Origin of the sequence: Shewanella putrefaciens (assembly GCF_016406325.1) — a bacterium.
Lineage (GTDB): Bacteria > Pseudomonadota > Gammaproteobacteria > Enterobacterales > Shewanellaceae > Shewanella > Shewanella putrefaciens.
The window spans coordinates 2,500,977-2,525,149 of the sequence record NZ_CP066370.1 but is presented as its reverse complement, the minus strand read 5'-3'; the positions used below and the strand labels follow the sequence as shown (position 1 = coordinate 2,525,149).

At 44.7% G+C, this 24,173-nt stretch carries 23 protein-coding genes; 17 read left to right on the top strand and 6 right to left on the bottom strand.

Annotated elements, in window-relative coordinates; all coding sequences use genetic code 11:
• Nucleotides 1–30: 30 nt before the first annotated feature.
• The 10 genes from JEZ96_RS11245 to JEZ96_RS11200 all read left to right on the top strand — a co-directional run bounded on the left by JEZ96_RS11245 (nucleotide 31) and on the right by JEZ96_RS11200 (nucleotide 11,885).
• Nucleotides 31–456 (top strand): hypothetical protein, encoded by a 426-nt coding sequence (locus JEZ96_RS11245; protein ID WP_025007776.1) that lies wholly within the window; start codon nucleotides 31–33, stop codon nucleotides 454–456.
• Nucleotides 453–1,172: a phage tail tube protein gene (locus JEZ96_RS11240; RefSeq protein ID WP_061783449.1), complete on the top strand. Its 720-nt coding sequence runs from the start codon at nucleotides 453–455 to the stop codon at nucleotides 1,170–1,172. Before JEZ96_RS11245 ends, JEZ96_RS11240 begins: the two co-directional genes overlap by 4 nt.
• A gap of 83 nt (nucleotides 1,173–1,255) precedes the next feature.
• Nucleotides 1,256–5,173, top strand: a complete 3,918-nt coding sequence (locus tag JEZ96_RS11235) for a tape measure protein (RefSeq protein ID WP_061783450.1) — start codon at nucleotides 1,256–1,258, stop codon at nucleotides 5,171–5,173.
• A 126-nt stretch (nucleotides 5,174–5,299) separates the two neighbouring features.
• Nucleotides 5,300–5,671, top strand: coding sequence for a hypothetical protein (locus tag JEZ96_RS11230; protein ID WP_025007777.1), 372 nt, complete (start codon nucleotides 5,300–5,302; stop codon nucleotides 5,669–5,671).
• Nucleotides 5,672–5,770: 99 nt separating this feature from the next.
• Nucleotides 5,771–8,206, top strand: a complete 2,436-nt coding sequence (locus JEZ96_RS11225) for a hypothetical protein (protein WP_128090062.1) — start codon at nucleotides 5,771–5,773, stop codon at nucleotides 8,204–8,206.
• A 12-nt stretch (nucleotides 8,207–8,218) separates the two neighbouring features.
• Nucleotides 8,219–9,163: a hypothetical protein gene (locus JEZ96_RS11220; RefSeq protein ID WP_025007779.1), complete on the top strand. Its 945-nt coding sequence runs from the start codon at nucleotides 8,219–8,221 to the stop codon at nucleotides 9,161–9,163.
• The gene (locus tag JEZ96_RS11215; RefSeq protein WP_025007780.1) at nucleotides 9,156–9,458 is read left to right on the top strand and encodes a hypothetical protein; all 303 of its coding nucleotides are present in this window, start codon (nucleotides 9,156–9,158) and stop codon (nucleotides 9,456–9,458) included. Before JEZ96_RS11220 ends, JEZ96_RS11215 begins: the two co-directional genes overlap by 8 nt.
• Nucleotides 9,455–9,778: a hypothetical protein gene (locus JEZ96_RS11210; RefSeq protein WP_025007781.1), complete on the top strand. Its 324-nt coding sequence runs from the start codon at nucleotides 9,455–9,457 to the stop codon at nucleotides 9,776–9,778. The genes JEZ96_RS11215 and JEZ96_RS11210 overlap by 4 nt, the downstream gene beginning before the upstream one ends.
• Before the next feature lie 3 nt (nucleotides 9,779–9,781).
• Entirely contained in the window at nucleotides 9,782–11,611 is a 1,830-nt protein-coding gene (locus JEZ96_RS11205) for a hypothetical protein (protein ID WP_025007782.1), read from the top strand.
• A 61-nt stretch (nucleotides 11,612–11,672) separates the two neighbouring features.
• Nucleotides 11,673–11,885 (top strand): hypothetical protein, encoded by a 213-nt coding sequence (locus JEZ96_RS11200; protein ID WP_025007783.1) that lies wholly within the window; start codon nucleotides 11,673–11,675, stop codon nucleotides 11,883–11,885.
• A gap of 42 nt (nucleotides 11,886–11,927) precedes the next feature.
• Here the strand turns inward: JEZ96_RS11200 and JEZ96_RS11195 are convergent, their stop codons facing one another.
• Both JEZ96_RS11195 and JEZ96_RS11190 read right to left on the bottom strand, forming a co-directional pair.
• Nucleotides 11,928–12,269 (bottom strand): hypothetical protein, encoded by a 342-nt coding sequence (locus JEZ96_RS11195; RefSeq protein WP_025007784.1) that lies wholly within the window; start codon nucleotides 12,267–12,269, stop codon nucleotides 11,928–11,930.
• An 82-nt stretch (nucleotides 12,270–12,351) separates the two neighbouring features.
• Nucleotides 12,352–12,651 carry a DUF4258 domain-containing protein gene (locus JEZ96_RS11190; RefSeq protein ID WP_229781430.1) on the bottom strand — a complete coding sequence of 100 codons (300 nt, stop codon included), beginning with the start codon at nucleotides 12,649–12,651 and terminating at the stop codon, nucleotides 12,352–12,354.
• A gap of 314 nt (nucleotides 12,652–12,965) precedes the next feature.
• On the opposite strand from JEZ96_RS11190, the gene JEZ96_RS11185 reads away from it, so the two are divergent.
• The 3 genes from JEZ96_RS11185 to JEZ96_RS11175 all read left to right on the top strand — a co-directional run bounded on the left by JEZ96_RS11185 (nucleotide 12,966) and on the right by JEZ96_RS11175 (nucleotide 14,887).
• Nucleotides 12,966–13,163, top strand: coding sequence for a carbon storage regulator (locus tag JEZ96_RS11185; protein ID WP_025007786.1), 198 nt, complete (start codon nucleotides 12,966–12,968; stop codon nucleotides 13,161–13,163).
• Between the two features lie 63 nt (nucleotides 13,164–13,226).
• Entirely contained in the window at nucleotides 13,227–13,646 is a 420-nt protein-coding gene (locus tag JEZ96_RS11180; protein WP_025007787.1) for a LexA family protein, read from the top strand.
• Nucleotides 13,634–14,887 carry a Y-family DNA polymerase gene (locus tag JEZ96_RS11175; RefSeq protein ID WP_128090063.1) on the top strand — a complete coding sequence of 418 codons (1,254 nt, stop codon included), beginning with the start codon at nucleotides 13,634–13,636 and terminating at the stop codon, nucleotides 14,885–14,887. The genes JEZ96_RS11180 and JEZ96_RS11175 overlap by 13 nt, the downstream gene beginning before the upstream one ends.
• A gap of 438 nt (nucleotides 14,888–15,325) precedes the next feature.
• Here JEZ96_RS11175 and JEZ96_RS11170 read toward each other — a convergent pair whose 3' ends face one another.
• Nucleotides 15,326–16,192: a LysR family transcriptional regulator gene (locus tag JEZ96_RS11170; protein ID WP_011789050.1), complete on the bottom strand. Its 867-nt coding sequence runs from the start codon at nucleotides 16,190–16,192 to the stop codon at nucleotides 15,326–15,328.
• Nucleotides 16,193–16,304: 112 nt separating this feature from the next.
• Here JEZ96_RS11170 and JEZ96_RS11165 point away from each other — a divergent pair, with 112 nt between their 5' ends.
• Nucleotides 16,305–17,411 (top strand): NADH:flavin oxidoreductase/NADH oxidase, encoded by a 1,107-nt coding sequence (locus tag JEZ96_RS11165; RefSeq protein WP_061783381.1) that lies wholly within the window; start codon nucleotides 16,305–16,307, stop codon nucleotides 17,409–17,411.
• Between the two features lie 84 nt (nucleotides 17,412–17,495).
• On the opposite strand, the gene JEZ96_RS11160 is transcribed toward JEZ96_RS11165, so the two are convergent.
• Nucleotides 17,496–19,274 (bottom strand): DUF3413 domain-containing protein, encoded by a 1,779-nt coding sequence (locus JEZ96_RS11160; RefSeq protein WP_061783382.1) that lies wholly within the window; start codon nucleotides 19,272–19,274, stop codon nucleotides 17,496–17,498.
• Nucleotides 19,275–19,337: 63 nt separating this feature from the next.
• A complete protein-coding gene (locus JEZ96_RS11155; RefSeq protein WP_025007789.1) occupies nucleotides 19,338–19,556 on the bottom strand; it encodes a YejL family protein in 219 nt (72 codons plus the stop codon).
• A 77-nt stretch (nucleotides 19,557–19,633) separates the two neighbouring features.
• Between JEZ96_RS11155 and yejK the strand changes: the two genes are divergently transcribed.
• A complete protein-coding gene (yejK, locus tag JEZ96_RS11150; RefSeq protein ID WP_014610744.1) occupies nucleotides 19,634–20,662 on the top strand; it encodes a nucleoid-associated protein YejK in 1,029 nt (342 codons plus the stop codon).
• A gap of 89 nt (nucleotides 20,663–20,751) precedes the next feature.
• Here the strand turns inward: yejK and JEZ96_RS11145 are convergent, their stop codons facing one another.
• Nucleotides 20,752–21,753, bottom strand: a complete 1,002-nt coding sequence (locus JEZ96_RS11145; RefSeq protein WP_025007790.1) for a cytochrome-c peroxidase — start codon at nucleotides 21,751–21,753, stop codon at nucleotides 20,752–20,754.
• A gap of 501 nt (nucleotides 21,754–22,254) precedes the next feature.
• On the opposite strand from JEZ96_RS11145, the gene JEZ96_RS11140 reads away from it, so the two are divergent.
• Together JEZ96_RS11140 and JEZ96_RS11135 are read left to right on the top strand one after the other, a co-directional pair.
• Nucleotides 22,255–23,136, top strand: a complete 882-nt coding sequence (locus JEZ96_RS11140; protein WP_011789056.1) for a 6-carboxytetrahydropterin synthase — start codon at nucleotides 22,255–22,257, stop codon at nucleotides 23,134–23,136.
• Between the two features lie 174 nt (nucleotides 23,137–23,310).
• Nucleotides 23,311–24,135 (top strand): M23 family metallopeptidase, encoded by an 825-nt coding sequence (locus JEZ96_RS11135; protein WP_082785999.1) that lies wholly within the window; start codon nucleotides 23,311–23,313, stop codon nucleotides 24,133–24,135.
• Nucleotides 24,136–24,173: the final 38 nt, after the last annotated feature.

Genomic DNA, 24,173 nt, shown 5'->3' with positions numbered 1-24,173 from the left:
CTGTTCCTATCCCTTTTTTAAGGACTCCCCATGATCCAAGTAATTATCGACCGTTTAAAAATGGTTGAAGGCGCGACCGTGCGCGAAGGTTTTTACGCGCAAGGTGTAGCCAAGGATAAGCAGTTTATTTTTTTGCAACCGTTTACTGATGGCTTTGGCGCTAAAAACGGGGTTGATAGTTATCGTGATGATCTGGTGCTGCAAGTAGTGGCAGGTATCACTGTTGATAAAACCCCAACGCCAACTGCTGATCTGATTAACCTTGTGCGCGCCATCCGCACCGCGTTTTACAAAGATGAACGCACAGTTGAAAAACTCAGTTGGTTGCCATTGGTGATCACTTTTAAAGAGCTAGAACCCTGCAAGTACATCATGCCCGAAGCCCACGAAAAACACGGGTTAGCGGTGCTCACCCTATCCCTTGTTAATACCGTTAAATTTGGAGACTCACTATGAGTGAAACAGTCGTTGAAAGTTACATCGGCTCAGGCATCGTTTACGTTGATGGCCGTGACGTTGGCAACGCCTCAGGCGTAAAAATTGCCATCGAACAAGAAACCAAAACCCAACCAAACTTCCGTGGCGGTGGCGGCAATGCGGCCGAAATTACCCGCGTTAAAGCGGTTAAATTGTCATTCACCATGAACGACTTTAGCAACGCTAACATGGCCTTAGCGCTGCGCGGTAAAGTTGAAGTGTTAACTGCTGGCACAGTGGATGATGAGCCAATCACCGCAGTATTGGACGGCCTAGCCGATACCAAGTTTATGATCGACACCACTGTTGACCCAGAAGTCACTAACGATACTGGCGCCACTACCTATGTTAAAGACACTGATTATGTGGTCAGTGCTGGCGGTATCCGCGCCTTATCATCAGGTAATATCACCGCAGGCCAAGCTCTTAAAGTGAGCTACACCAAAAAAGCGGGTAATGCGATGCAAGCATTAACCGAATCCGGTGCGGTGGTTCCAGTGGTGATTGACGGTGTTAACGATGCCACAGGTAAACCGTGGACGCTGAAGTTTTTCAAGTGGAGTCCAAGCCCCACTGCGGGCATGGACTTGATTGGCGATGACTTCGGTAGCTTTGATATCGAAGGCGGTGTGCTTGCCGATAGCTCGATTGTTGCTACTGGCAAGTCTAAGTTCTTCGTCCGTAGCGCTGCGTAATCCCTGCTTAACCCTCTAGCCCACAGCATTTATTCAATGCTGTGGGCTTTTTATTTTGGTTTGTTTATTCCATTGGTGATGCCATGAGTTTTAAAGATCAAGTAGTCAACCTGATCATTCAAGGCCGCGACTTGTTTTCAAGTGAAGCTGAAAAATCAGAAAAGGCATTGCAAGAGTTGGCAAACCAAAGTGAAGCCTTAAACGAACGCCTGGATGATTTAAAGCAGCAACAAGCGGCAATCAAAGCGATTGATGATCTCACGTCATCAATCAGTAAAGGTGAAAAGGCCTTTGTAGATAGCTCACGCGCACTCGATAAATTTAATCAAGATCAAAAAGAATCTGCTCGTGTTTTAAAGCAGTTAGAGTCAGCACAAAAAGAAGCAGCATTATCAACCGCTGCACTTGAAACTGAATACAGTCAGACAATTGCGGAACTCAGTAAATATGATGATCAACTCGCTGCCGCACGTGCCGAAGTTGAGCGACTAACGGCGACTCAAGATAAAGGCGCTCAAGCGAGTGAAGATCAAGCTGCAGCACTCTCACGCGCTAAAGATGATTTAAAAAAATTAGAAACAGCGCAAAAAAATACCGAAACCAGCGCCAAATCGTTAGCTACCGAACTTGATCAGCAATCAACCGAATTAAAACAACTCGGTTCTGAAGTTGATAAAGCGGGGCAAAAAAAAGCCGAGTACACACTTAAAGTTAAAAGTGCTCGCACTGAGTTAAATCAACTCGGCACTAGCCTTGGACGCAACAAAGCGGAGCTAGATAAACAACAAACCGTGCTCAATAAAGCCGGTATCGATATGAACAAACTGGCTGATGCCAGTAAAGATTTAAAGACTCAACAAGCCGCCGCTGAAATCGCACTTAAGGGTGTAAACACTCGACTTGAGCGCCACAATAAATTGCTCGATGAAAGCAAAAAATCATCAAGTGATTTTGGCGGTAGTATTAGAGCCGCAACAACTTCTCTGTTTGCAATGGCATCAGCCTATGTTGGTGTTGATAGGTTATGGGAAAGTTTAAAATCCGTCTTATCTGCGGGTGATAAGTCTGCCGCTTTCACTGCTCAAATGACGGCGATGGTGGGCAGTATCGCAGCGGGTGAGCAAGCTACACTATGGATTAAAGATTTTGCTAACAGCACAGGCACGCAACTTGATAGTGCTAAGCAAGCGTTCGCATCCTTAAAAACTTTCGGCATCGACCCCATGAATGGGGCCTTACAATCGATGGTCGATTACAACGCTAAGCTAGGCGGTAGCCAAGAAAAGCTAGAAGGTATCATCCTCGCCACGGGCCAAGCGTGGGCAAAGCAAAAGCTGCAGGGTGAAGAAATCCTCCAGCTAGTCGAACGCGGCGTTCCTGTATGGGATTTGCTCGAAAAAGTTACAGGTAAAAACGCGGTGCAACTTGGCAAGCTGAGTGAAGCTGGCAAACTTGGCCGCGATGTAATGAAGCAATTGTTTGATGAAATGGGGCGGCAAGCTAACGGCCAAGCGGCATTAAGTCTTGAACGACTCAGCGGTCAACTCAATTTAATCTCAAACAAATGGGAGTCATTCAAGCAAATCATCGCGGACTCTGGCGCGTATCAAGTCGCGGTTGACTTGCTAAAAGATATCAACACCCAATTTGATGATCTGAATAAAAGCGGCAGTATTAAAGCCGCAGCACAAGATATCAGCGACTTTTTTCGCACTATTTTAGTTGATGGTGGAAAAAGTCTAAAAGGCATGATGGAAAACATCACCGCCTTTGCGACTGGGCTTAATGTTGTCGCGGGTTCTGTGCGGTTTGTTTTTAATGCTTTTACTTCCGTTGTGGCAACATTCGGCGCGGCTGTTAGCGGGGTATTTGGATTAATTTTGCAAGGTTGGGCAACGGTAGTTGGCGCGTTTGGCGGTGATGAATTAGCGCGAACACTTGAAAACCAAGCTAATGCATTAAAAGCCGTATCAAAAGCCTATCTTGATCAAGTTAAGCAAGATGCCCGCGATGCCACAGCCGCCCTTAAACAAATGGGTGTGGATATCCGTTTAGACTCGGATGGCACTACTCAGACCCAAGTTGATAATGCTGAGAAAGTAAAAGCGGCAGTTAAAAGCCAGCTTGAGCAGCAACTCGAGGCTAGTCAACAAGCGGTGGCCGCTGCCGAAAAAGCCAATGAATCCGCGACTAAAGAGGTGGATGCGTGGAAGGCGCGTGAACTCGCGGCTAAAGATCATTACAAGGCATTAAAAGACTCAGGCAAAGCAAGCCTTGCTGAACTCGAGGCTGCACAAATTCAGCTTGAAAACGCTACACTACGACTTGGAGATGTGCAGTTATCGCAGGTTGATAAACAAAATCAGTTAGCTAAATCAAACGCTGCGCTGGCTACCGCTACCGTTAATTTACGCGCCGAACAAAATCAGCTTGCGCAAGATCAGCTCACTAAAGTGCGTGATGCATTTATTGCGGGCGAAGCATCGGTTGATGACTATAAAACAGCCCAAGACAACGCCAAAAAAGCGGCCGCTGAGTTGGCAAAAGCGCAAACTCAGCTAACTGCGGAGATTAAAAAAACCTCCACTGCCGCCAACGACTATGAAGCATCAATGGCTAAAGCTGGCATTACCACGCTAAAAGTGTTGCGTGATCAAGCTGCTGAAGCAAAAAAGACATTTGATGAAGTAAAGAAAGGTGCTCAGGCGGGTACCGCATCAACATACGAGCTAAATCAAGCGTTTTTAAAATATGCTGAAACAGCGCTTAAAGCTGAGCAAGCATCTCTTAACGTGGGCCAAGCGAGTGACGGCCAAGTCGCTTCAAGTCTACGTCAACAAGCCGCGGCAATGGGGCTAACAGGCGAGATTGATAAGCTAGTCACTCAATATAGCCGCGTGATCACTGCCCAAAATAACTTTACTGCTAGTACCGAAAAAACCGCCAGCGCAGTAACAAAAAATGCTGATGCATTCGGTGGGGTAATATCAAACACATTCGATACCATCGTTAAATCTGCCGAAAATGCGGGTACCGGATTAGCTGCGGTAGCCGATTATTTTGCATCACTCGGTGCTGATGTTTATCAAAGTGTTAGATCCCTCAGTGAGGGAGCGGCTCAATATTTTGACTCGATTGTTTACGGTACTCAAAAAGTCGTAAAAGAAGTCGGTGAGATTGATAAAGTAAAAACGACGCTTGATGGTCTAAACGGGACCATTGGAGATCTGAATAATCAGCTTGCTAAAACAGTCGATTTTGTTGGTTTGCGAACGTGGGCTCTCGAGACTGAAAAAGCTGGCAAGATTGCTGAGCGCGCATATTATCGCCAAAAACTGGAACTGCTGCAGTTAGTTGATGCACTAGATAGTACTGATAGCGCAAACATAAAAATTATCAACAGTGCAGAACGGGCAACTAAAGCCCTTGATCTCGTGAACGACCAGGATATGTCATTGCTCACATCAGCATTGGCTAGCGCAAAACAACGCATGGATGCATTGCGCGATAGTGCTGAGTCCACGCTTAAATCATTGCAAGATGAGTTAGATGGTTATCTCGGACGGCAAGATGAAATCGAAAAGCGTCGATATCAAGAGCAAGTAGCCGATCTTAAAGCCCAACTTGCGGCCGCTGAGCGCTCAGGCGATAAACAACTTATCGCGGATCTAAAAGAAGCTGAGCGAACACTCAAACAAGTTTATGAGTTTCGCACTGCTGAAATTAAAGCCCAGCAAGAAGCCGATAAAGCCGCTAAAGCCAAAAGCGAAGCTGAGGCCAAACAGCAAACTGCCACCGCTGCAGCTAGCGCCAAAGCCGCTACGCAAACCACTACAACCACCACAAACACACCTAGCGCAAATGCCCCGGTGGGCAATAGCTCGGATGCTGTAGTGCTTAAGTTGCAAGTGGGCAACAGTACCTTTGATGCCCAAATGAAGCGCAGCCTGGTGACAGAGCTAGTCGCGGAGATCAAGCGGCTGCAATCGATAGGCGGGTAAAAAGGTGCTAGGCCCTAGGTTATAGACTTCACTCTTTTGCCGTCATCCTCGCGAATGCGGGGATCCAGCTTTTAGGACCTAGCATCTAGGCTTTACCCCTAGCACCTTCTTTAGACAAGGAACCCCATGACCACCATCGATACCATCGCGATTAGCGGCGATCTGCTGTGGCTAAACCGCAACGAAAAGGTGCGCGTTGCCGCCAACCTAAAGCGTGCTTTAAACGGTGCGCCGCAGGTGCAGCAAACCGCCATTCCCGCAGGCCACGCCATGACCTTAGGCACCAAAGATGGCTGGATTGCGCGCAGCGAGTTTGAGCAATTACAGGCCCATGCTGCCAGCACGTTAACCGCTTTTACTCTTGCGCATGAGGGCACTGATTACAACGTGATTTGGGATAACACCCAATCCTCACCGATCGCTGGCGAAGATGTGTTTGATGAGGTAGCCGGCTATCCGCAGCTAACCAACGTCACCCTTAAGTTTTTAACGATGTAATTTTTAAGGTTCTAGGTTTTAGGCCCTAGGTACTAGGCTTTGCCGTCATCCTCGCGAACGCGTGGATCCAGCTTTTAGCTATTTATTCTTGGATATCATATGACTATCACCCGTGCCGATTTAAAAGTATTTAAGCCAGAACAGCTTGGCTCAAGTGATGACGCTGGCGGTCAGCGCACTAAGCTTGCGGTTGAGTCTGGCAAGCTTAACGAACTGTTTCGCGCAATATCAGATATCGACCACGCAGTAAGCGCTGTTGATATCGTTAAATGTTATCCCGCGCTTTATACTGCAGATACATCAGTGTTGCTCGACGCACATGTATTTATCAGCCAAAAACCAACCGATGATTTAGTGAGCATGTTAATCGCTGAGGCTGACACGCTAGACGATGCCGACCGCATGACTGATATGGTTGAGATTCTGGAATCCTCAGTTCGGGCGGGACAGTTGATCCGTAAAGGCTTGATCGGATTATTAGCAGGGCAAGATTCGTTCCCACGCGCTTATTTGCAATCATCTTACTTTTTTAACGGCCAAGAATATTGGTCAAATGTAACGCTGGTGCAGGGCCAAAAGATTGTTATTTCAGTTGAGTACACTGGGGCTGAAAATGCGCTTTATCCACGCTTCGAGCATTTTTGCGAGATATTAGAAACTGTCACAGGCGGTGCAACGGGCATTGCCAGATTCAAACCAGCTATTCCATTTAATACGCCAGACACTAATGTCAACATTGGTGGTGAAACGGGTTGTACTAAAATGCGTTTAACTAGCGATAACGATGGCATTAAATATCACGGTGTAAGCAAACTCACTGCTGCATCTTCATCAAGCAATGAGATCATGCTTGAGTCAACAGTGAGCGAACTTTTACCCAAAGTTAAAACAGTAAATCCTCTCTCTGGCAACAGCATCACCACAGACAGCGGCGGCATTATCGCTAAAACTGCGAGCACGCCATATATTGCAGGTCAACAAACTTATATCTTTGAATTGGCTGATTTACTTAGTAATGACTTTGTTAACACTGGGCTGAGTTTAGCACCTAAAGTGGTCAACTCATTAGCAACGTGGAATAGGTCAATCGTTGGCACTACTGTTACATTTACAGCGGTAAGCAATCTCAGTATTTACGATATCTCTGCAATCACTATCGAATATATTTCTGCATCAAAATACGATGTGTTCAACTACGGCGGCAGCTTTCCAGCGGGTAAAAAGATAACGCTGGGTTCAACGAAGATGGTGATTACATTCACTAACTCAGTCCATGGCGCACGCATATTAACCGAAACGTCAGACGGCAACTTTGTTGATGCAATGGCGAGTGTGCGTTTAGTGCAATTAGATTATGAAACTGGCGTACCCACTAAGTTTTTAGACAGCAGAGGTGACTTCACTATCTCATATAGCAGTTTAGTTGAGTCATCAACCAGTGCTGACAATATTGCTAATTTTGCCCTTGTGACCGATGCGCCAGTGCTCGACACATTCTATGTGCAAGTGAGTAACGCAGCGGGTGACACGCTGTTGTCTGGATCAAGTGATAGTGATGGCGTGATCACTGGCTCAGGGGTAACTGGCACTATCACAGGGACTAACGTATCACTGACTTTTGCTCAGAACGTGGACCTAAAAACGCTACGTTATGACATTAGCGAAACAGTATCGCTATCACCACCGCCAGAACTCTACGGCTTAAACCCTTTGCGGATTAAAAACGGCGGGGTAGTAGAGGCGTTCACTGCGTGGAATCCAGTATCAGTCCAAGATACACAAGTGCAAGTAGTATCAAGCCCTGCGCCAGCGCAAACCAAGTCAGTTCGCGCCAATGCGCGCTTTGTTGATATCACTGACGCCGAAGGCAAATCACTCTGGACGCTAGCTAACACTCATTACGAGTGGGTTAAAGAGACAGGTGTTGTCACTATCAATAGCGATTTTAGCGGTTTTACCGCGCCTTTTATCCTCACCGATACGATAGGCGAAGTCGCGCTAGTGACTGAGGTGCGTAAAAAATCGCTGGTACTCGCTTCGCCGCTTAGCCAAACATATCCCATCGGCGCAAATGTATCGAGTGTGCAAAATCTCGGTGATTTACAAGCCCGCGTTGGCCCCGTACGCGATATGACGGCGTGGGCTAACAACTGGGACTTAGATGGCACGCCAGCCACGGGCAATTTAAACGCTGTGGATTATCCGATTGAAGTGCTCAACAACACTGCGATAAACGAAGATTGGGTATTGATATTCACCTCAGCAACAGTGTTTCGGTGCGTTGGACGTAGGCTTGGGCAAATCGCCACGGGTGACACATTAAACGACTTTGCACCTATTAACCCGCTCACTCTAGCCCCGTATTTTATCATCCGCGTAGGTGCGTTTGGTGGCGGCTGGAATGCGGGTGAAGCTATCCGCTTTAAAACCTTCGCAGCATCAAAACCCGTGATGCTACTGCGCACAGTGCAAAGCGGTCATTCACAAATCACCACTGACCGCGCCGTGCTAGCGTTCCGCGGCAACGAATCTTAATAGGGGAAGATAATGGGATTACCAGTAACGGTTTATCGCCATACCGATGTAGGTGCTCCTATTGGTATGCCGACCAAACCTAGCGATTGGTTAAGAATTTTAAAGGCATGTTTAGTAGATGGTTATGGTAGTAAATCACCTTTGGGTTGGACACTTGATTTTGGTAGTCTGGTCGAACTTAAAATGGTGTTTCGCAATTCATCTGCCGATGGTGGCAGTGGTGGCGCTGTACAGGTTGAGGCTCATGCAGGTAGTGACGTAGTGGGTCAGCTAGTGCGGTTTACTGCTGCAAAACAGATTACAGCATTAGATACGTATATTGAAAAAGTAGGGTATCGCTGTTTTGCTACGACTAACAATAGTGCTTTAGTTACGGGTTGGACTGTAGTCGGTTGCGGAAGATCATTCTACGTCATGCAAGAGGGTGTATTTAATACATTAACTACAACTTTCTTTTCTCACCAGAAAAGACTATGGATCGGTGATTTACAATCCTTTACACCAAACGATCAACATATATTCACAATGGTTAGTGGTAGCGGCAGTAGTAACGCTATGGCTGATTCTGCGAGTACAACATATACACAAGGGGATTTCTGTACGAACGCAATAAACAGTGTAGTTTGTGGTGTCTATGCAAATGACGGTTGTGGTGCCAATACCACATATACTGATGCGAACATAAATACTGCTGGTACACCGTTAGCTATTGATATTTCAGATTTAAATTTACCAATAATCTTCCATCCATTGACCGTTACTATTGCACCTACAGATAACCTCATACTACCCGCTTGTAAAGGTGTTGTGCCGGGTTTGTTTCATAGTCGTTTATCAGGATTTTATGGTAAGTCAACACCAATATCATTCACTGTTGACGGTGTAAACTACGATGTGTGTTATGGCCGCATTGCACCTCATATTTATGTGCAAACTAACGGTGAATGGTATGAGTAAGGTGCATGTGAAAGGTGGTGTAAATACTGGATTTTATCAGGCATTGATTGCAGTTGATGTGGATATCAATGCTGAATCAATCCTGATATTTGATCGTTACATTTATAAATATATTTTCATGTTAGGTAATTTAAGTGGAGGAGGTACTAAAAATATCATTGTGCCATACAGTTATGTAACCAAAAATGATTTGGTTGTAGCAATCACTGACCGAGACTTAGTGTATAGCATTGCAACTGCGGATGGTGTTCAACCGCAGGTCATTGATGGGAGTGTAACAAATATATTACCATGATAACTACTACCACCAAAAACACCATGCTTGCGGTGTTCACTATTACTCATGTGAGTTTGCACACTGATAGTCCTGGTGCTGACGGCGCAATGGGTGAAATTGATGCAGAGCGTGGAGTGGTTGCATTTGGCGCCCCCGAGGATGGCCGTATCTCATTAACTGCCGATGTAACTATCTTAGTTGGCGAACCCGTGACTATCTCCCACGTTGGATATTGGAATGAGACTGTGTTCGTGTTGTCACAAGCTATAACCCCTCAAACTATTACAGAACCCAGTAATTTTATATTGCAGGCTAACACCACTTATATCGAGATCTAACCCATGGCAATCATCCTGCGATTTACTAAACCGTGGGTGTCTGCAACATCGCCAATAACACTGAGATTTGGTGATGATACGCCCGCTGTCACGGTCGCTGTTGGCGTTACTATTCCCGTTACTATCGTCGTTGATTTTGCAGTTAATGCTATACCAGTTGATACCACATTTGGCATTGAGATCGGCATAAGTTGGTTCGCACTCGATGCAGTAGAACAAGCGTTGTTGCTAGCCGAGTTTGCAGCAGATCATGAAATACAGTTTGAGTCAGCGTATACGAGTGATGTGCCATCATCCGTTGATCACAGCATTGCTTATCGAACGCATGAATCAATTGGATTACATGCAGATTTTGTTTGGTTAATCAATGATGAGATGCGTACAGATACCGCAGTAAGCTGGCAAATACCTGAATCCCACGGAACAGCAATTAGTTTTGATTGGAATACACCAGTTGATCACATGTATAACACGGTTATCAACTGGTTAGATATTGCAGCACATCAGTCAAACATAGATGTTAGTTGGATAGATGGTAAGCAGCATCAAACAGATTTGATAATTAAATACAGTGGATTAGCTGTTGATACAGAGCAATCAATCAAATGGGGTTTTCACGAGCCACGCTGGGTGTGCTCAACTAAATACCGCCCACCCGTTGGTAAAGTCACGCTGCGCTTTAATGAGCCGCTTGGTGCCACAGCAAACCCCGTTGTGCTGCGCTTTACTGCATCACCCAATTATTGCTACTGGGACGATGGCGGCGGGCTAATTGACAGTAGCCCAGTATTACCCTCACTTGATTTTAAAATCCCGATTGAACCCCAAATTCGCAGGTACTACTTAATGCAGCCAACGATCACATGCGTGCGAGTGTCCGACGATTTACCGATTGTGATCAGCAGCGTGAACATTAGCCACAGCCGTGGTCAGTGGGCACGCGCTGTGAGCTTGGAGTTCTCAAGCCGCATTGATGCAGAGCGAGCTCACAATGAGCTATTGCTAATCAGCATTAACGGCTATGAGTTTTACGCGATTGCTGAACAGCCAAGCGTAAGTAAAGTATTCGGCAGTGCAACATATAGCAGCACAGGCCGTTCCCGCGTTGCAGAACTAGCTGCTCCTTATAAGCTGCCGCTTAGTTACACCAACGCTACCGCCCGCAGCTTTGCGGGTTTGTTGGGGGATTTGCTGCAAACCACAGGCTGGACGGTAGAGTTAAGCGGCATCCCTGATTTTACAATTCCAGCGGGGGCGTTTAGCGTGGGCAATAAAACGCCTATTGAAGCAGTAGCCGAGGCGGTAGGGCAATTGGGCTGCATGATCTTAACCGATGATGCGGCCAAAAAGCTGACTATAGTCCCGCGCTGGCCTACTGCACCGTGGGAAATGGCAACTGCAGTGCCAGATCTGGCATTGCACGATGCGGTGATCACTAGCTATAGCGATTCAGTTAGCCGCAATCCATTGTGTAATGTGGTGTGGCTGCGGGGAGAACAGCAGGGCATTAGCGCCAAAGTTAAACGCGCAGGCAGTGCGGGCAATATCCCTGCCGCTGATATCAGCGCTCAGTTGATTGTTGATAACCAAGCCGCGCGCGTAGCCGGCACCAATGCACTGGCCGAAACGGGTGATAAGTTGAGTGTGAATTTGTCGATGCCCGTGATGGCGGATTTACCACCCGCAACGCCTGGCATGTTAATTGGTGTCACCATCAACAGCGAAGTGTTTAAAGGCGTGTGCGATAGCTGGACTATCCGCGCGACTGTAAGCGAGCGTGGCGATATCGATATCGAGCAAAGCATCACACTTATCAGCCCGTTAGAAAGTTAGAGCGGGCTGTGCCCTTATAGATTCTAGAATCTAGAGTCTAGCCCTTATCTGCGAGGTCCCCATGCTTAAACAACTTCAATCTGCCTTGGTGCTACCACGGCAGATCATGCTCGTTTCTGCCGTTAATGCCGATGGCACTGTCACCGCCAGCAGCGCCAGCGGCCACACCATCCGCGCCATTGGCACCGCTACAGTTGGCGACCATGTGTACGTGCAAGATGGTCGGGTACTCGGCAGCGCACCCGATTTGCCATTTGTGGAGATAGAGGTATAAAAAAGCCCGCTTTGCGGGCTTTTTTACTTATCTACATATGACTTAACATGCTATTGCACGTTCTCTCTCATATGTGACTTCTGTCTGATTAGAATTAGCCATAGCTTCACGTGCGATAGTTTTCATTTCTGCCTCGACGAATCTTTCTAAAATTCGTCTTATTAGGGGTTGATATCCTCCTAAGTTGTTGGCTTTGGCAATGTTTTTTAAATCTTGAATCATAGACTTTTGTAGTCTGATGGAGATCATTTGCAAGGCAAGCGTATCGTCAACAGACTCTGAAGTCACACCTTCCGCGATAACTGCAAACTGCTCGTCATTTCCAAGCACTTCATTTTCCCAGTTAGCAGCAGTGCCATCAATTTTTTGAGTCATGTCACTCATGGCTTCACTCCTAGTTGTATTTATATTCACTTAGTTTCTGATTTTAAAGCTATTTTATGCTTTTAACTTATACCAATGTAAATTAACATTCTTTGGCTATTCTGTAGTAGAAGTCAATAGCATTTCTTGTAGATGGCTCATACGCCGTTTTAATTTCAATCCCTTCATTAATTTGAATAAAACAAACTTTCAATATCCTTCCCAAGTCTGTTTCAGCTATAAACCATAGCGTTACAGGATCTGTGAGGTGTTCTTCTCTGCTATCCTGCAAGTAACCATGCGTTCTATTAAAAAAGCACTCAAAAATTTCTCTTTCTGTTACTTTATGCCGTTCATGAAGTTTTGCACGTACGGTCTTAGAAATGTAGAACTGCAAACTCAATTAACACCCTCCTTAGCGTCTTAAGAACGCGAACTATACACAAGTAAATCTTGTTTGTATATACAAACTGTATATACAAACCGGGGAACATACAACTCTGTTTCATTAAATTTGATAATTTATTTGTAAATTGCTTTTAGAAAAAAATCTTTATCTTGCAATCTGTTACAACCCCATTTTTTCTGCAATTAACTTGGTTTTATAGCCACCATAATCCAAATTAAGCTTCAAAGCTATTCAAGGTGATTTTCGAGTTATGTAGACACCCAAAATGATCCTACACTTCTTCTGTACCCATTAGACACGGAGGTCATATGTTGATCGTTCAGAGATTAGAGTTCCAATCCATCATGCTGCAAAACATCTATGATGAAAACGGTAACCACTTACCAGATATCAAAATTATCGCTCTACCTAATTCTCGTATTGGTGTACATGCAGACAAAAGCATAGTGATCATTCGAGATGAGCTTTATGGTGAAGAGTTTATGCGGGCGAAAATTTCTGACTGAATACTTGCTAGCTGTATGATTGCTGCTAGAATTACTGTATGTTTAACCAGTGTTCTTTTGTTTATGCGTATCATACCAATCTATGCAAGTGCAGGACTCACGGGGTTTGAAAGCCCTGCTGAAGAGTATCGCCAGCTTGGCCTTAGTTTAGATCAACTCTTGATTATGCATCCCAACGCTACCTTTATGGGGTTTGCTCGAGGGGATTCAATGCAGGGCGTTGGAATTTATTGGGGAGATTTGTTGATAGTTGATCGTCTTGAAACTGCCAGAGATGGTGATGTGATCGTCGCTAATTTTAACAGCGAATTTGTTTGTAAAATTATCGATAAAACTCGCCGTTTACTGCTATCAGCAAATGAACAGCATCAGCCTCAGCCAATCCATGATTACGATACCTTTTGTGTTGAAGGCGTTGTAGTGAGTTCAGTTCGTTTTCATCGCACCAACCCTACACTAGCTAATTTAAAATGTATGCTCTAGTTGATGCCAACAGTTTTTATTGTAGCGCCGAGCAGGTATTTCGCCCTGATTGGCGAGGTAAACCCATAGTTGTCCTTAGCAATAACGATGGCTGTATCGTGGCAGCTAATCGTCAGGCGAAGGAGTTGGGGATCCCCAAATTTGCCCCTTACTTTCAACTAAAGGAACAGTGCCAAAAATTGGGGGTGATCGCCTGTTCAAGCAATTATGAACTCTATGCCGATCTCTCCACCAAAATGATGAATATCATCGGCCGTTTTGCACCTGAGCAGCATGTCTATTCCATTGACGAAATTTTTTTATCCTTTAAGCATTGCCCTTCGATCAAGTCACTATATGAACGAGGGCTGTTAATTCGACGCGCAGTATGGAAAGAAGCCCGCTTACCTGTCTGTGTCGGGATAGGTGCCACTTTAACATTGGCAAAGTTGGCAAATCACGCCGCAAAAAAATTGCCCGGTTATAACGGTGTCTGCGTAATTGATAATGAGCCAGACCGAATCGCTATTTTAAAGTCGGTTGAAGTGGGCGAGGTGTGGGGAATTGGCCGTAGGATCAGTAAAAAGCTGGCGCTAATGGAAATTAATACCGCTTATGATCTGGCAAGTATGCCTGCTGGTTTGGCTCGTAAACAATTTAGTATTGAAATAGAGCGCACTGTAAGAGAGCTAAATGGCCAAGCTTGCAAGCAATGGGATGAGGCGAGGGCGGATAAAAAGCAGATCTTCTCAACTCGCAGTGTTGGCGAACGTATCACTGATTACCAACAACTCCACCAAGCCTTAAGCAAGCATATTGGCATTGCTGCCGCTAAAGCCAGAAGGCAAGGTTCGTTATGTAAAACCATGCTGCTGTTCGCCAATAATTCGCCCTATGATGAACAGCCAACAGGGGCCAAGACATTAGTCAACTTTTCCTGTGCCACTAATTGCAGCGCTGAACTCACCCGTGCTATGAGTGTTGCTGCCCCTAAATTGTTTAGGCAAGGGGTACGCTATTATAAAATTGGTGTGGGCTTGTTAGATTTAGTCAGTGAAAAACACCGTCAATTTGATCTATTCAATGCACCAACCACCAAACCTCAACTAATGCGAACCCTCGACAGTGTTAATCACCGCTATGGTAGCGATACCTTATTCCTCGCTGCGCAAGGCATTGATCAGAAATGGGCTATGCGCCGCGAACTACTAACACCGCAGTACACAACTGATTGGGGATGTTTACCGCAAATTAAGTGCTAACTATCGAGAGTGGGAATGTGGGTAAATGGTATTTCAAAAACTGAATCAAATTAGAATTACTAAGAAGCTGTTGATGCAACAAAAAGGGGACAAACCCCTTATAAGCCGTTGAAAACAAAGTGTGCAGAAAACGCAAGCTAGATAAAAATAAGGAATTTATCCAAGTAAAATTTTATTAATAATATTGATTTAACATATTGATTAACCGTTACTTTTTAAATTTAGCAAATCAATCATGGGGTGTCAGGGGTCGGAGGTTCGAATCCTCTCATACCGACCAAATTCCTCTTTATATAAGAGTAAAAAAGCCTATAAACCTAACAGTTTATAGGCTTTTTTGTTTGTATTGATATTTACACTGATAAATGAGTTTTTGATTTGCAAGGCCAAATTAAATGTTAAGTCAACCCTTAATACGATTGGTATAAGATTAGGCATTTATATTCTGCTTTTAAGGAACTCGACTGCTTTTTGGGCTCGACGCGACAAGGGCCATTCTGCGCGGTGAATAAGCCAAATGGTATCAACCACTTGGATGCCACATTCCACTACATAAATATCTTCTTGCCGCTCAAAAGCTTTACGTGCATATCTTGGTATAACGGTAAAGCCTAAGCCTCTAGCAACAGGTTCAAGAATAAGGCTAATTTGATTGGTAAACCCTTTGCAGGGGAGCTCTTGAATATTGGGACAACCAGGATACTTTCGGGTCAGTAATCTCATGGCCATGGCTTCACCGTCAGGATGAGAGATAAAGCCTAACCGTTGTAAGTCCTGCCATGTGTTAATTTTATGGCCGGCAGGTACGACTAACTCTAAAGGTTCTTCGGTAAAGTAAGTGCTGAAAATCCGGGGATCGGAGGGCTTTAACGTCACCATACCAATTTCATGCTGATTGGCTAGAACGGATGTTAGGATTTCGTTATCTGGTGCAAAGCGGTGTCGTATATTTAAGGCGGGAAAAGCAGTTTGTAACTCCAATAACAATGGGAAAAGTGTTAAGCCTATGCTTCCTGGTGTGATAAGACTGATATCACCGACGTCGGTGTCATCTTTGATCAGTTTTTGTCGTAAGCGTTTTTCCGCGCATTCTACTTCTTTTACATAGGTGAGTAAATTTTCGCCTATTGGCGTTATTTCAAGCTGGCGCGTTCGTCGTAAAAATAAGGTGCCATATTCTTCTTCTAAGCGACTGATATGCTGGCTGACTGCCGCTTGGGTTATACCAATGGCTTCTGCCGTGCGGGTAAAATTACCTTTTTCGACTAAAACGGCAAATGTGTGTAACCATTGTGGATTTATCATAATGAAATCTTATCAAACCTATAATCTAAGAGTGCTTTTAATTATGGCATGATGGGATTAGGCTGTCGTCATTCATTCTGAACATTCGACGGATACAGGAAATTAAATCCCCATGGCTGATCTATTTTCATCATTTAAACTTAAAGATATCACCCTTAAAAACCGAATAGTTGTTGCTCCTATGTGCCAATATCAAGCCAAAGAAGGGCTTCCCAATGAGTGGCATCAAGTGCATTACACTAGCCTTGCTAGAGGTGGTGCAGGGCTTGTCATCGTTGAGGCAACCGCAGTGTCCCCTGAAGGACGTATTACTCCCCGTTGTCTTGGACTTTGGAACGATGAGCAAGCTGCTGGTTTAGCTAAAGTCGCGAATGCAATTAAAAGTGCTGGTGCTGTAGCAGGGATCCAAATTGGTCATGCTGGACGTAAGGCGAGTGCCAACATTCCTTGGGAAGGGGATGACCATATTGCCAATGGTGAGGCTGAAGCGTGGCAACCTATTTCACCGTCTCCAGTGGCTTTTGGGGCTAACTTATCAAAAGTGCCCACAGAGATGACCGTTGAAGATATTGAGCGCGTTAAAGTCGATTTTGTGACGGCAGCTAAGCGCGCCTTAGCCGCTGGTTTTGAATGGTTAGAATTGCATTTTGCCCATGGTTACCTAGCACAAAGCTTTTTTTCAACCTATGCCAACCAGCGTTCAGATCAATATGGTGGTAGTGCTGAAGGGCGTGGACGATTCCTATTAGAAACGATTAAAGCCGTAAGAGAGATTTGGCCACAACATCTGCCCTTAACGGCACGTTTCGGAGTGATTGAATTTGATGACAAAGATGAGCAAACCTTATCAGAATCAATTGAATTGGTTAAACAGTTCAAGCAGATAGGTTTGGATATGCTAAATGTGAGCATTTGTTTTTCGACCCCAACAGCCAATATTCCATGGCGTCCTGCATTGTTAGCGCCTATTGCAGCTCAGGTGCGTAAGGAGGTGGGATTCCCTGTTGCGACTTCCTGGGGGATGGATGATCCACATCAAGCCAATACGGCAATTGAAAATGAACAAATGGATTTAGTGATGATAGGCAAGGCGTTTTTAGCTAATCCGCATTGGCCTTATCAAGCGGCACAAATATTAAAGATAGACCGTCCATCTTGGGTGCTACCATCCTCCTATGCCCATTGGTTGGAGCGCTATTCAACGGTTAAGGTTGGCTGAGCGACTGGTTATTTCAATCTTGATGCTTTATCACTAAAAAGCCCTAAGCCATTGCTGGATTAGGGCTTTTTATTTATTGTTTAATTAATGATTATAGAGACGTCTACCTTCTCGCATAACTTCAATTAACTCGGGTGCGCTGATTTTTTTACGCAGTCGATGCTGAAAATTTTCATCATATATCCGGTATTTACCATGTCTGTCAATCACTGTGATTTCTGACTGTTGGTAAATCGCAAAAATGCGGCTATCACCAATATAAATCCAAGTCTCTTTGCTAGGTTCTAATAGACTACGTCCTGCACTATAGTCGGTCGTGTTATTCGTACAGCCTAACACATGGGTCATTAGGGTCGGCACGAGACCATAGTGGCTTGTGCGATATTTAACCTTAGCTTCACTTGCATTAGGCCAGTGGATCACTAAGGGCACTTTGATACTTTCTGGTGATAAATTGCGCATGGCCTCATCACTATTACTGGTAAACATCTTGCCGTTTACACCTGTAATAATCACTAAAGTATCATTTTTCACATCGGTTAGGATGGCTTGTAGCTGTTTATCAATAAAATACAGTGATTGACGATATTGATTAAAGAGTATTTTTTGCGCCGGTGTTAAGTTGGGATTGGCCTTTATCGTTTCAACACCTAAAAAGCCTACGGGGGTATCAAAATTCTCAGGGGCTTTTAGATTGACTAAGGCAAACCAAGGTTTATTTTGTATGCCGTGCCATTCTTTGAAACTGGCGACGGTATGTAAGTCAGCATCAGCACTGCCATTCGCTTCTTTGGCTATCACAGTATTAAAATCATTAAACATAGCTTGGGCTGAGCGTAGATTTAAGTTAGTTTCAGGGATAAAAAGACCTAACTGATAACCCGCCTGTTGGAAGCTTCTAGTGATTATCGGGCTCGTACTATTAAAAACTCTGGCATCACCATAGCTGCCCTGAATGCCATAAAGGAGCGAGAACATGCCCGTTCTAAACTGATTTCCGCCACTGTAGTGTTCTGTAAACGACTGGTTCTTTTCCATGTACTGATATAAAAATGGCATAGTCTTAGGGTCAACCATGTCAGCACGTAAGCTGTCGATGGCGACCATCAATACGTTGGTTTGTGTGTCAGCTTGACATAGCAAGGGCTGTGTTGGATAGCTGAGCACTCGTACTCCGTCATTGTTCTGGGATGAACCATCGATGCCATGACTTTCCATAAAGGAGCGAGCGGTTGCGGGATAAGACAAAGGATAAGCTTCATCGAAACGGGTTATTTCGGTGATATCGGCAGCATCGGCCCAAATGTGGATTAAGTGGCTACTAATAAAACAGATGCCTACAAAGCCAATAACCTTATTGCCTAAATTCAGTTTTTGGAGCTTATCTATGCGTTTCCACAAAAAATTGGCAAGGGTGAGCTCGATGGTGATAATGGCCAGTGGGGTGACAATGTAAGATGTGCCATGGAGTAGTGCATTGAGATCTGCCCATGCTAAATCAAAGGCAAATGGGCTTAAATGTATACCATAATCGGCATAAACAATGGTGTCATATAATAAGATACACAGGCTTAATGTCGCGATTATTGCCGCTAAGCCTCTCAATATCTTTGAATAAGGTAATATTAAGGTCAGTGGGAATAGGCAGATCAAGTAAGCAATAAAAGCAAGAAAACTGAACTGGCCAATTGTGCTTACAGTGAGATAAATCCAGCCATACCAAGTTTCTGGATAACCGACGCTACTCAGATATCGGGTACCTATAATCATAGCTAATAAGCCATTGAAGAAGGCAAACCAATGTCCCCAGTTGATGAGCCGTGAAACGCGATCGCGGCTCATTTGCTTTTTACGCTCGACCATAGTGATCCGCTTATTCCTAAAAGACGTTGTATCTTATTTTTTGGCGATTATAACCCAACTAACTTAATTGGATTTGACCGATTGTGCGAGTGCTTTCGCAAATTGCTCAGCTACCGCTTGGCGTGATTCGCTAGGTACTTTACGCTCTAACAAATAGGTGACGCAATTGCCGAGCGCCATCAGGCTTAGATCAGTAGGGGCTTTATGTTTTTCTAACACAGCCAATATTTCGGCGATTAATGATTCAACTTGTGTGTTTGAGTATTTGGATTGGATTGCCATAATCAAAAAATGTTTCACTTTGGAATGGATTAGCGGCATATAATAGCGGATTTATCCCAGTATCACTATCAGGGCTTATGAGTATTAACATCGAACAAGCAATTATTCACGAGATTTCCCAGGACAGTCAGGGGCAGTTGCGTTGCCGTTTACGTCCTCAACCCCTGCTGAACGGACAAGCGGTCGAGGTGATGCTGGACGAATTGCACCAAACCTATACCAGTAAAGCGGGGAAGGGATTTGGCTATTTTGGCATTCACGGTGATGATGGCGAAGCCAATCCTGCCTTTGCCAATGCATTAACACAGTACCGTGCTGGCGAGTTAGGTTTTGTGGAGTTTTCAGGTCAAGCCAGTAAATTGTTGCAGGAAGAATTGGCGAAATATGATTTCAGTCAAGGTGGATTCCTACTGATGTCTTGCTACACCAGCATCACCAGCGATTATCTGTTTGTGGCACTCTTGAGCGCAAAATCTTCCATGACAGTATTGGATGATATGGAGCTTTCACAAAACAACCACTTAGATTTAAACAATATTCAGCTTGCTGCCCGTATTGATTTGACCGAATGGCAGGCGGATAAAGATTCTCGTAAGTATATTTCCTTTATCCGCGGCCGCGCTGGGCGTAAAGTTGCCGACTTCTTCCTCGATTTTATGGGCTGTGTCGAAGGGGTAAATACTAAAGCACAAAACAAGACACTGATGAATGCGGTGGAAGATTTTGTTGCTAGTAGCGATCTCACTAAAGATGAGCGTCAGCAGTGCCGTAATAAAGTGTTTGAATATTGCAGTGAGCGTTTTGACGAAGGTGCAGATATCGAAATCAAAGATTTGGCCGATGAGTTAGCCGATCAAGGTATGGACTCCTTCTACGATTTCGCCCGTGGTGGCAGTTATGATCTCGACGAAGAGTTTCCAGCCGATAAATCGACTCTGCGCCAATTGAAGAAATTTTCAGGCACTGGCGGTGGCGTGACCTTAAGTTTTGATGGGGGGCATTTAGGTCAGCGAGTCATCTACGATCCAATTTCAGACACGATTTTAATCAAAGGCGTGCCAGCAAACTTAAAGGATCAACTCGACCGTCGTTTAAAAGGCGAATAGCCTAGATTAATATCTTGTTTTAAAAATAGGCCGAGAATCATTATTCTCGGCCTATTTGCTTTTTTGATTAAACGATTTTTTTAACCAATTTATTGCGCACTTTGTCCAAAAGGAACTGGACGCGGCGTATCTTTATTCGATGGGGGTAGTATAGGTAAAGTAATCTGTGGTTGATCACCCGTTAAAGAGTCAAGGAAGGCGACCATCTCTTTCACTTCTTTATCTGATAATTTTTGTCCTAGCTGGATATCGGCCATGGTATTCACCGCTTCTTCCAAGGTCCATACGCTACCATCATGGAAGTAGGGATAGGTGAGTTCAATATTACGTAATGTAGGTACTTTAAATACAAATTTATCCCCCTCTTTGCCAGTAACGCCCTTACGACCTTCAGCAGGATTGTTTGTGTGGAACGGCTTGATAAGTCCCATCTTCATAAACATGGTTCCACCGACTGCAGGACCATTATGGCAACTGACACAACCCTTATCTTTAAACAGTTGATAACCCGCTTTGGCATCTGCGCTAATCGCATCTTGCTTACCCAAGAGGTATTGATCGAAGGGACTGTTGGGAGTTACTAAGGTTTTTTCAAAGGCGGCAATAGCATCGGTTAAACGGTCAATGCTGACGGTTTCATCGCCATAGACTTTAGCGAAACGCGCTCGATAAGCAGGCATAGAGGCAATCGTTTCAGTTGCAAGTTCATGGGTAAAGCCCATTTCTTTTGGGTTGGCAATCGGGCCCGCAGCTTGCTCTTTTAAATCACTTGCGCGGCCGTCCCAAAATTGAGCCAGCATAAAATCAGCATTAAGCACTGTGGGCGAATTAATAGGACCTTCTTGCCAGTGGTGCCCGATTGACGTTGGTAGTGCATCAACCCCGCCAGTCGATAAATTATGACATGAGTTACAAGAGATAAACCCAGACTTTGATAATCGTGGTTCGAAGAATAGCATTTTACCTAATTCGACTTTTTCTGGCTCAGTGATCTTAGCCGCGGTGATCACCTCAATGGGCTCTGCACCGATGGCATGGGTGCAGGCAAACATACCTGCGATGAAAATAGCGATAGATGTGAGTTTAGTCATCTTGTTTCTCCCTATATAACCTTGGTTTTTGTATGGTTTACGGGGGGGATACTAACGCTTAATTTTACAGAGTGATAACGCCTTGTTTCGATTGGGTCTATCGCTGTTACGGATTAAGTTTTTGTGATCTAATACGCTGTTTTTGCTTCATTTATTAGATAGGGTTTATGTCGCGCCGGTTAGGGTTTTAGTTGCTAATCGACAAATTAGATGTTGTATTTCTGTGAGCGATGAATATCTCCAGCCATGTGCTGTCATTTTGCCACGCTAGCTGTGATTCAACAGATAACCGCTATTTTTATAATCAATACCATCACTTCATTTTAGCTTGTTTGCTCAAAATGACCTGTAGTACCGATTCATTTGTCGCGACTGAGGGCAGAATTGATTAGAATCCCATTTCGTGGATGGATTTAACGCCATTCAATCTAGCATGTTTGGCCATTGCTAAGTGGTGCTACCGGATACAAAGGTGGACTGTTTTTCCGCCGAGGAGAGAAAATGCAACTGTTTGTAAAAGAATTAACTGTGATCGATTTTTCCTACCTTTGCCCTAAGCGTGGCATGGTGGGGGAAAGTTGGATTGTTGATGTACTGCTTGAAGGTGGTCTCGACGAGCAAAATATGGTGCTCGATTTTGCGAAGGTAAAACGTACGATTAAGCAAACGATAGATGCGGTGGCCGATCATCGTTTACTTGTGCCCACTGCGTGCAGCCATGTGCGATGGCAGCAGCAGGGCGATAGAGTATGGATGGATTTTGATAGCGCATTGGGTGAAATCCATTTAGCTTGCCCGTCACAGGCGTTTGCCTTAGTGCCAACAGAACAAATTGATATTCAAAGTGTGAATACCTTTTTACAAAAAGCCCTACGGGAAAGTTTACCTGCCAATGTTGAAGCTATTACGTTGACCCTAAGGCACGAGGTACTCAATTCGCCCTACTATCATTACAGCCATGGTTTACGTAAACATGACGGTAATTGCCAACGTATTGCCCATGGGCATCGTAGTCCTGTGAATGTCTTCGAAAATGGCGTTCCTGCACCTAAGTGGGATGAATATTGGGCTAAGCGTTGGCATGATATTTACTTGGGTAGTGAAGAAGATGTAGTTTCCGTCAACACCTTAAACCTATCACCACAAACCCGTATTTCTAATCGTAGCCACTATGGATTTCACTATCAGGCTCCTCAAGGCGATTTTCAGTTAGCAATGCCAAAAGAATGTTGTGATCTGATCCCCCATGACACTACGGTTGAATTGTTAGCCGATTATATGGCAACCACATTGGCGGCTAAAGTGCCCACTAGCCAGTTTACTGTGGTGGCCTATGAGGGCGTTGGTAAGGGGGCCATAGTGACTAAAGGTGTATCCACCTAGTTTAAACACTAGGGTTTGCTGTCGTATTTAATCAACCTAATAAGGATTTTTGTGAAGATGTTTCATTACCTGAAACCACGCAGTCTAGGTCAGTCTTGTGTTGCTTTTCAGCGATTGATTTACCTGCAAAGCATACCAAAGGTCGTAAATGGCATTATTTTTTCAGCATTAAGCATGCTCGTTATGATGACAAATGCGAATGCTCAGGTGAGTTTTGAGGGCAAATTTGAACAGGGCGCGCTTATTCGAGGACAAGTGCCCGCAGGCACTCAAGTCAGTTTAAATGGCGAAGCGTTAAGAGTGACTCCGAACGGTCACTTTGCCTTCGGTTTTGAGCGTGATGCAGAACTTAATCAACAGTTAACATTAGTCTATCCCGATGGTTTAACCGAGGTTAAGCCTTTGACTATTGCTCAGCGGGAATATGATATCCAAAGTGTTAAAGGTATTAGTCATAAAATTATGAAACCTGATCCTGCTGCGCAGGAAAGAGCAGCTAAGGATACAGCACAGGTAAAAGCGGCGCGAGCGACATTTAGTGAACAGACTGCTTTTTTGCAGGAGTTTATTTGGCCGCTGACAGGGCGCATTTCAGGCGTTTATGGTAGCCAACGAATTTATAACGATGTACCCGGTAACCCTCACTTTGGTGTCGATGTGGCAGCAAAAACCGGTACTGTTGTTGTGGCTCCTGCTGATGGTGTGGTAAGCCTATCTGTTCCCGATATGTTTTATTCCGGTGGGACTATGGTGATCGACCATGGTTATGGTGTGAGCTCGAGTTTTCTGCATTTGAGTAAGCTCTATGTCCAAGCGGGTGAAACCGTAAAACAAGGTCAAGCTGTGGCCGAAGTCGGGGCCACGGGACGCGCAAATGGTCCACATTTAGATTGGCGTTTGAATTGGTATCAAATGCGCCTCGATCCCACCACGATAGTCCCGCCTATGGCAACAGTGTTAGCAAATGAGAAAGCAAAGAAATCGGCTAAAAAGGATTAAATTCGATACTTAAATGGTGCAGTACTGCACCACTTTTA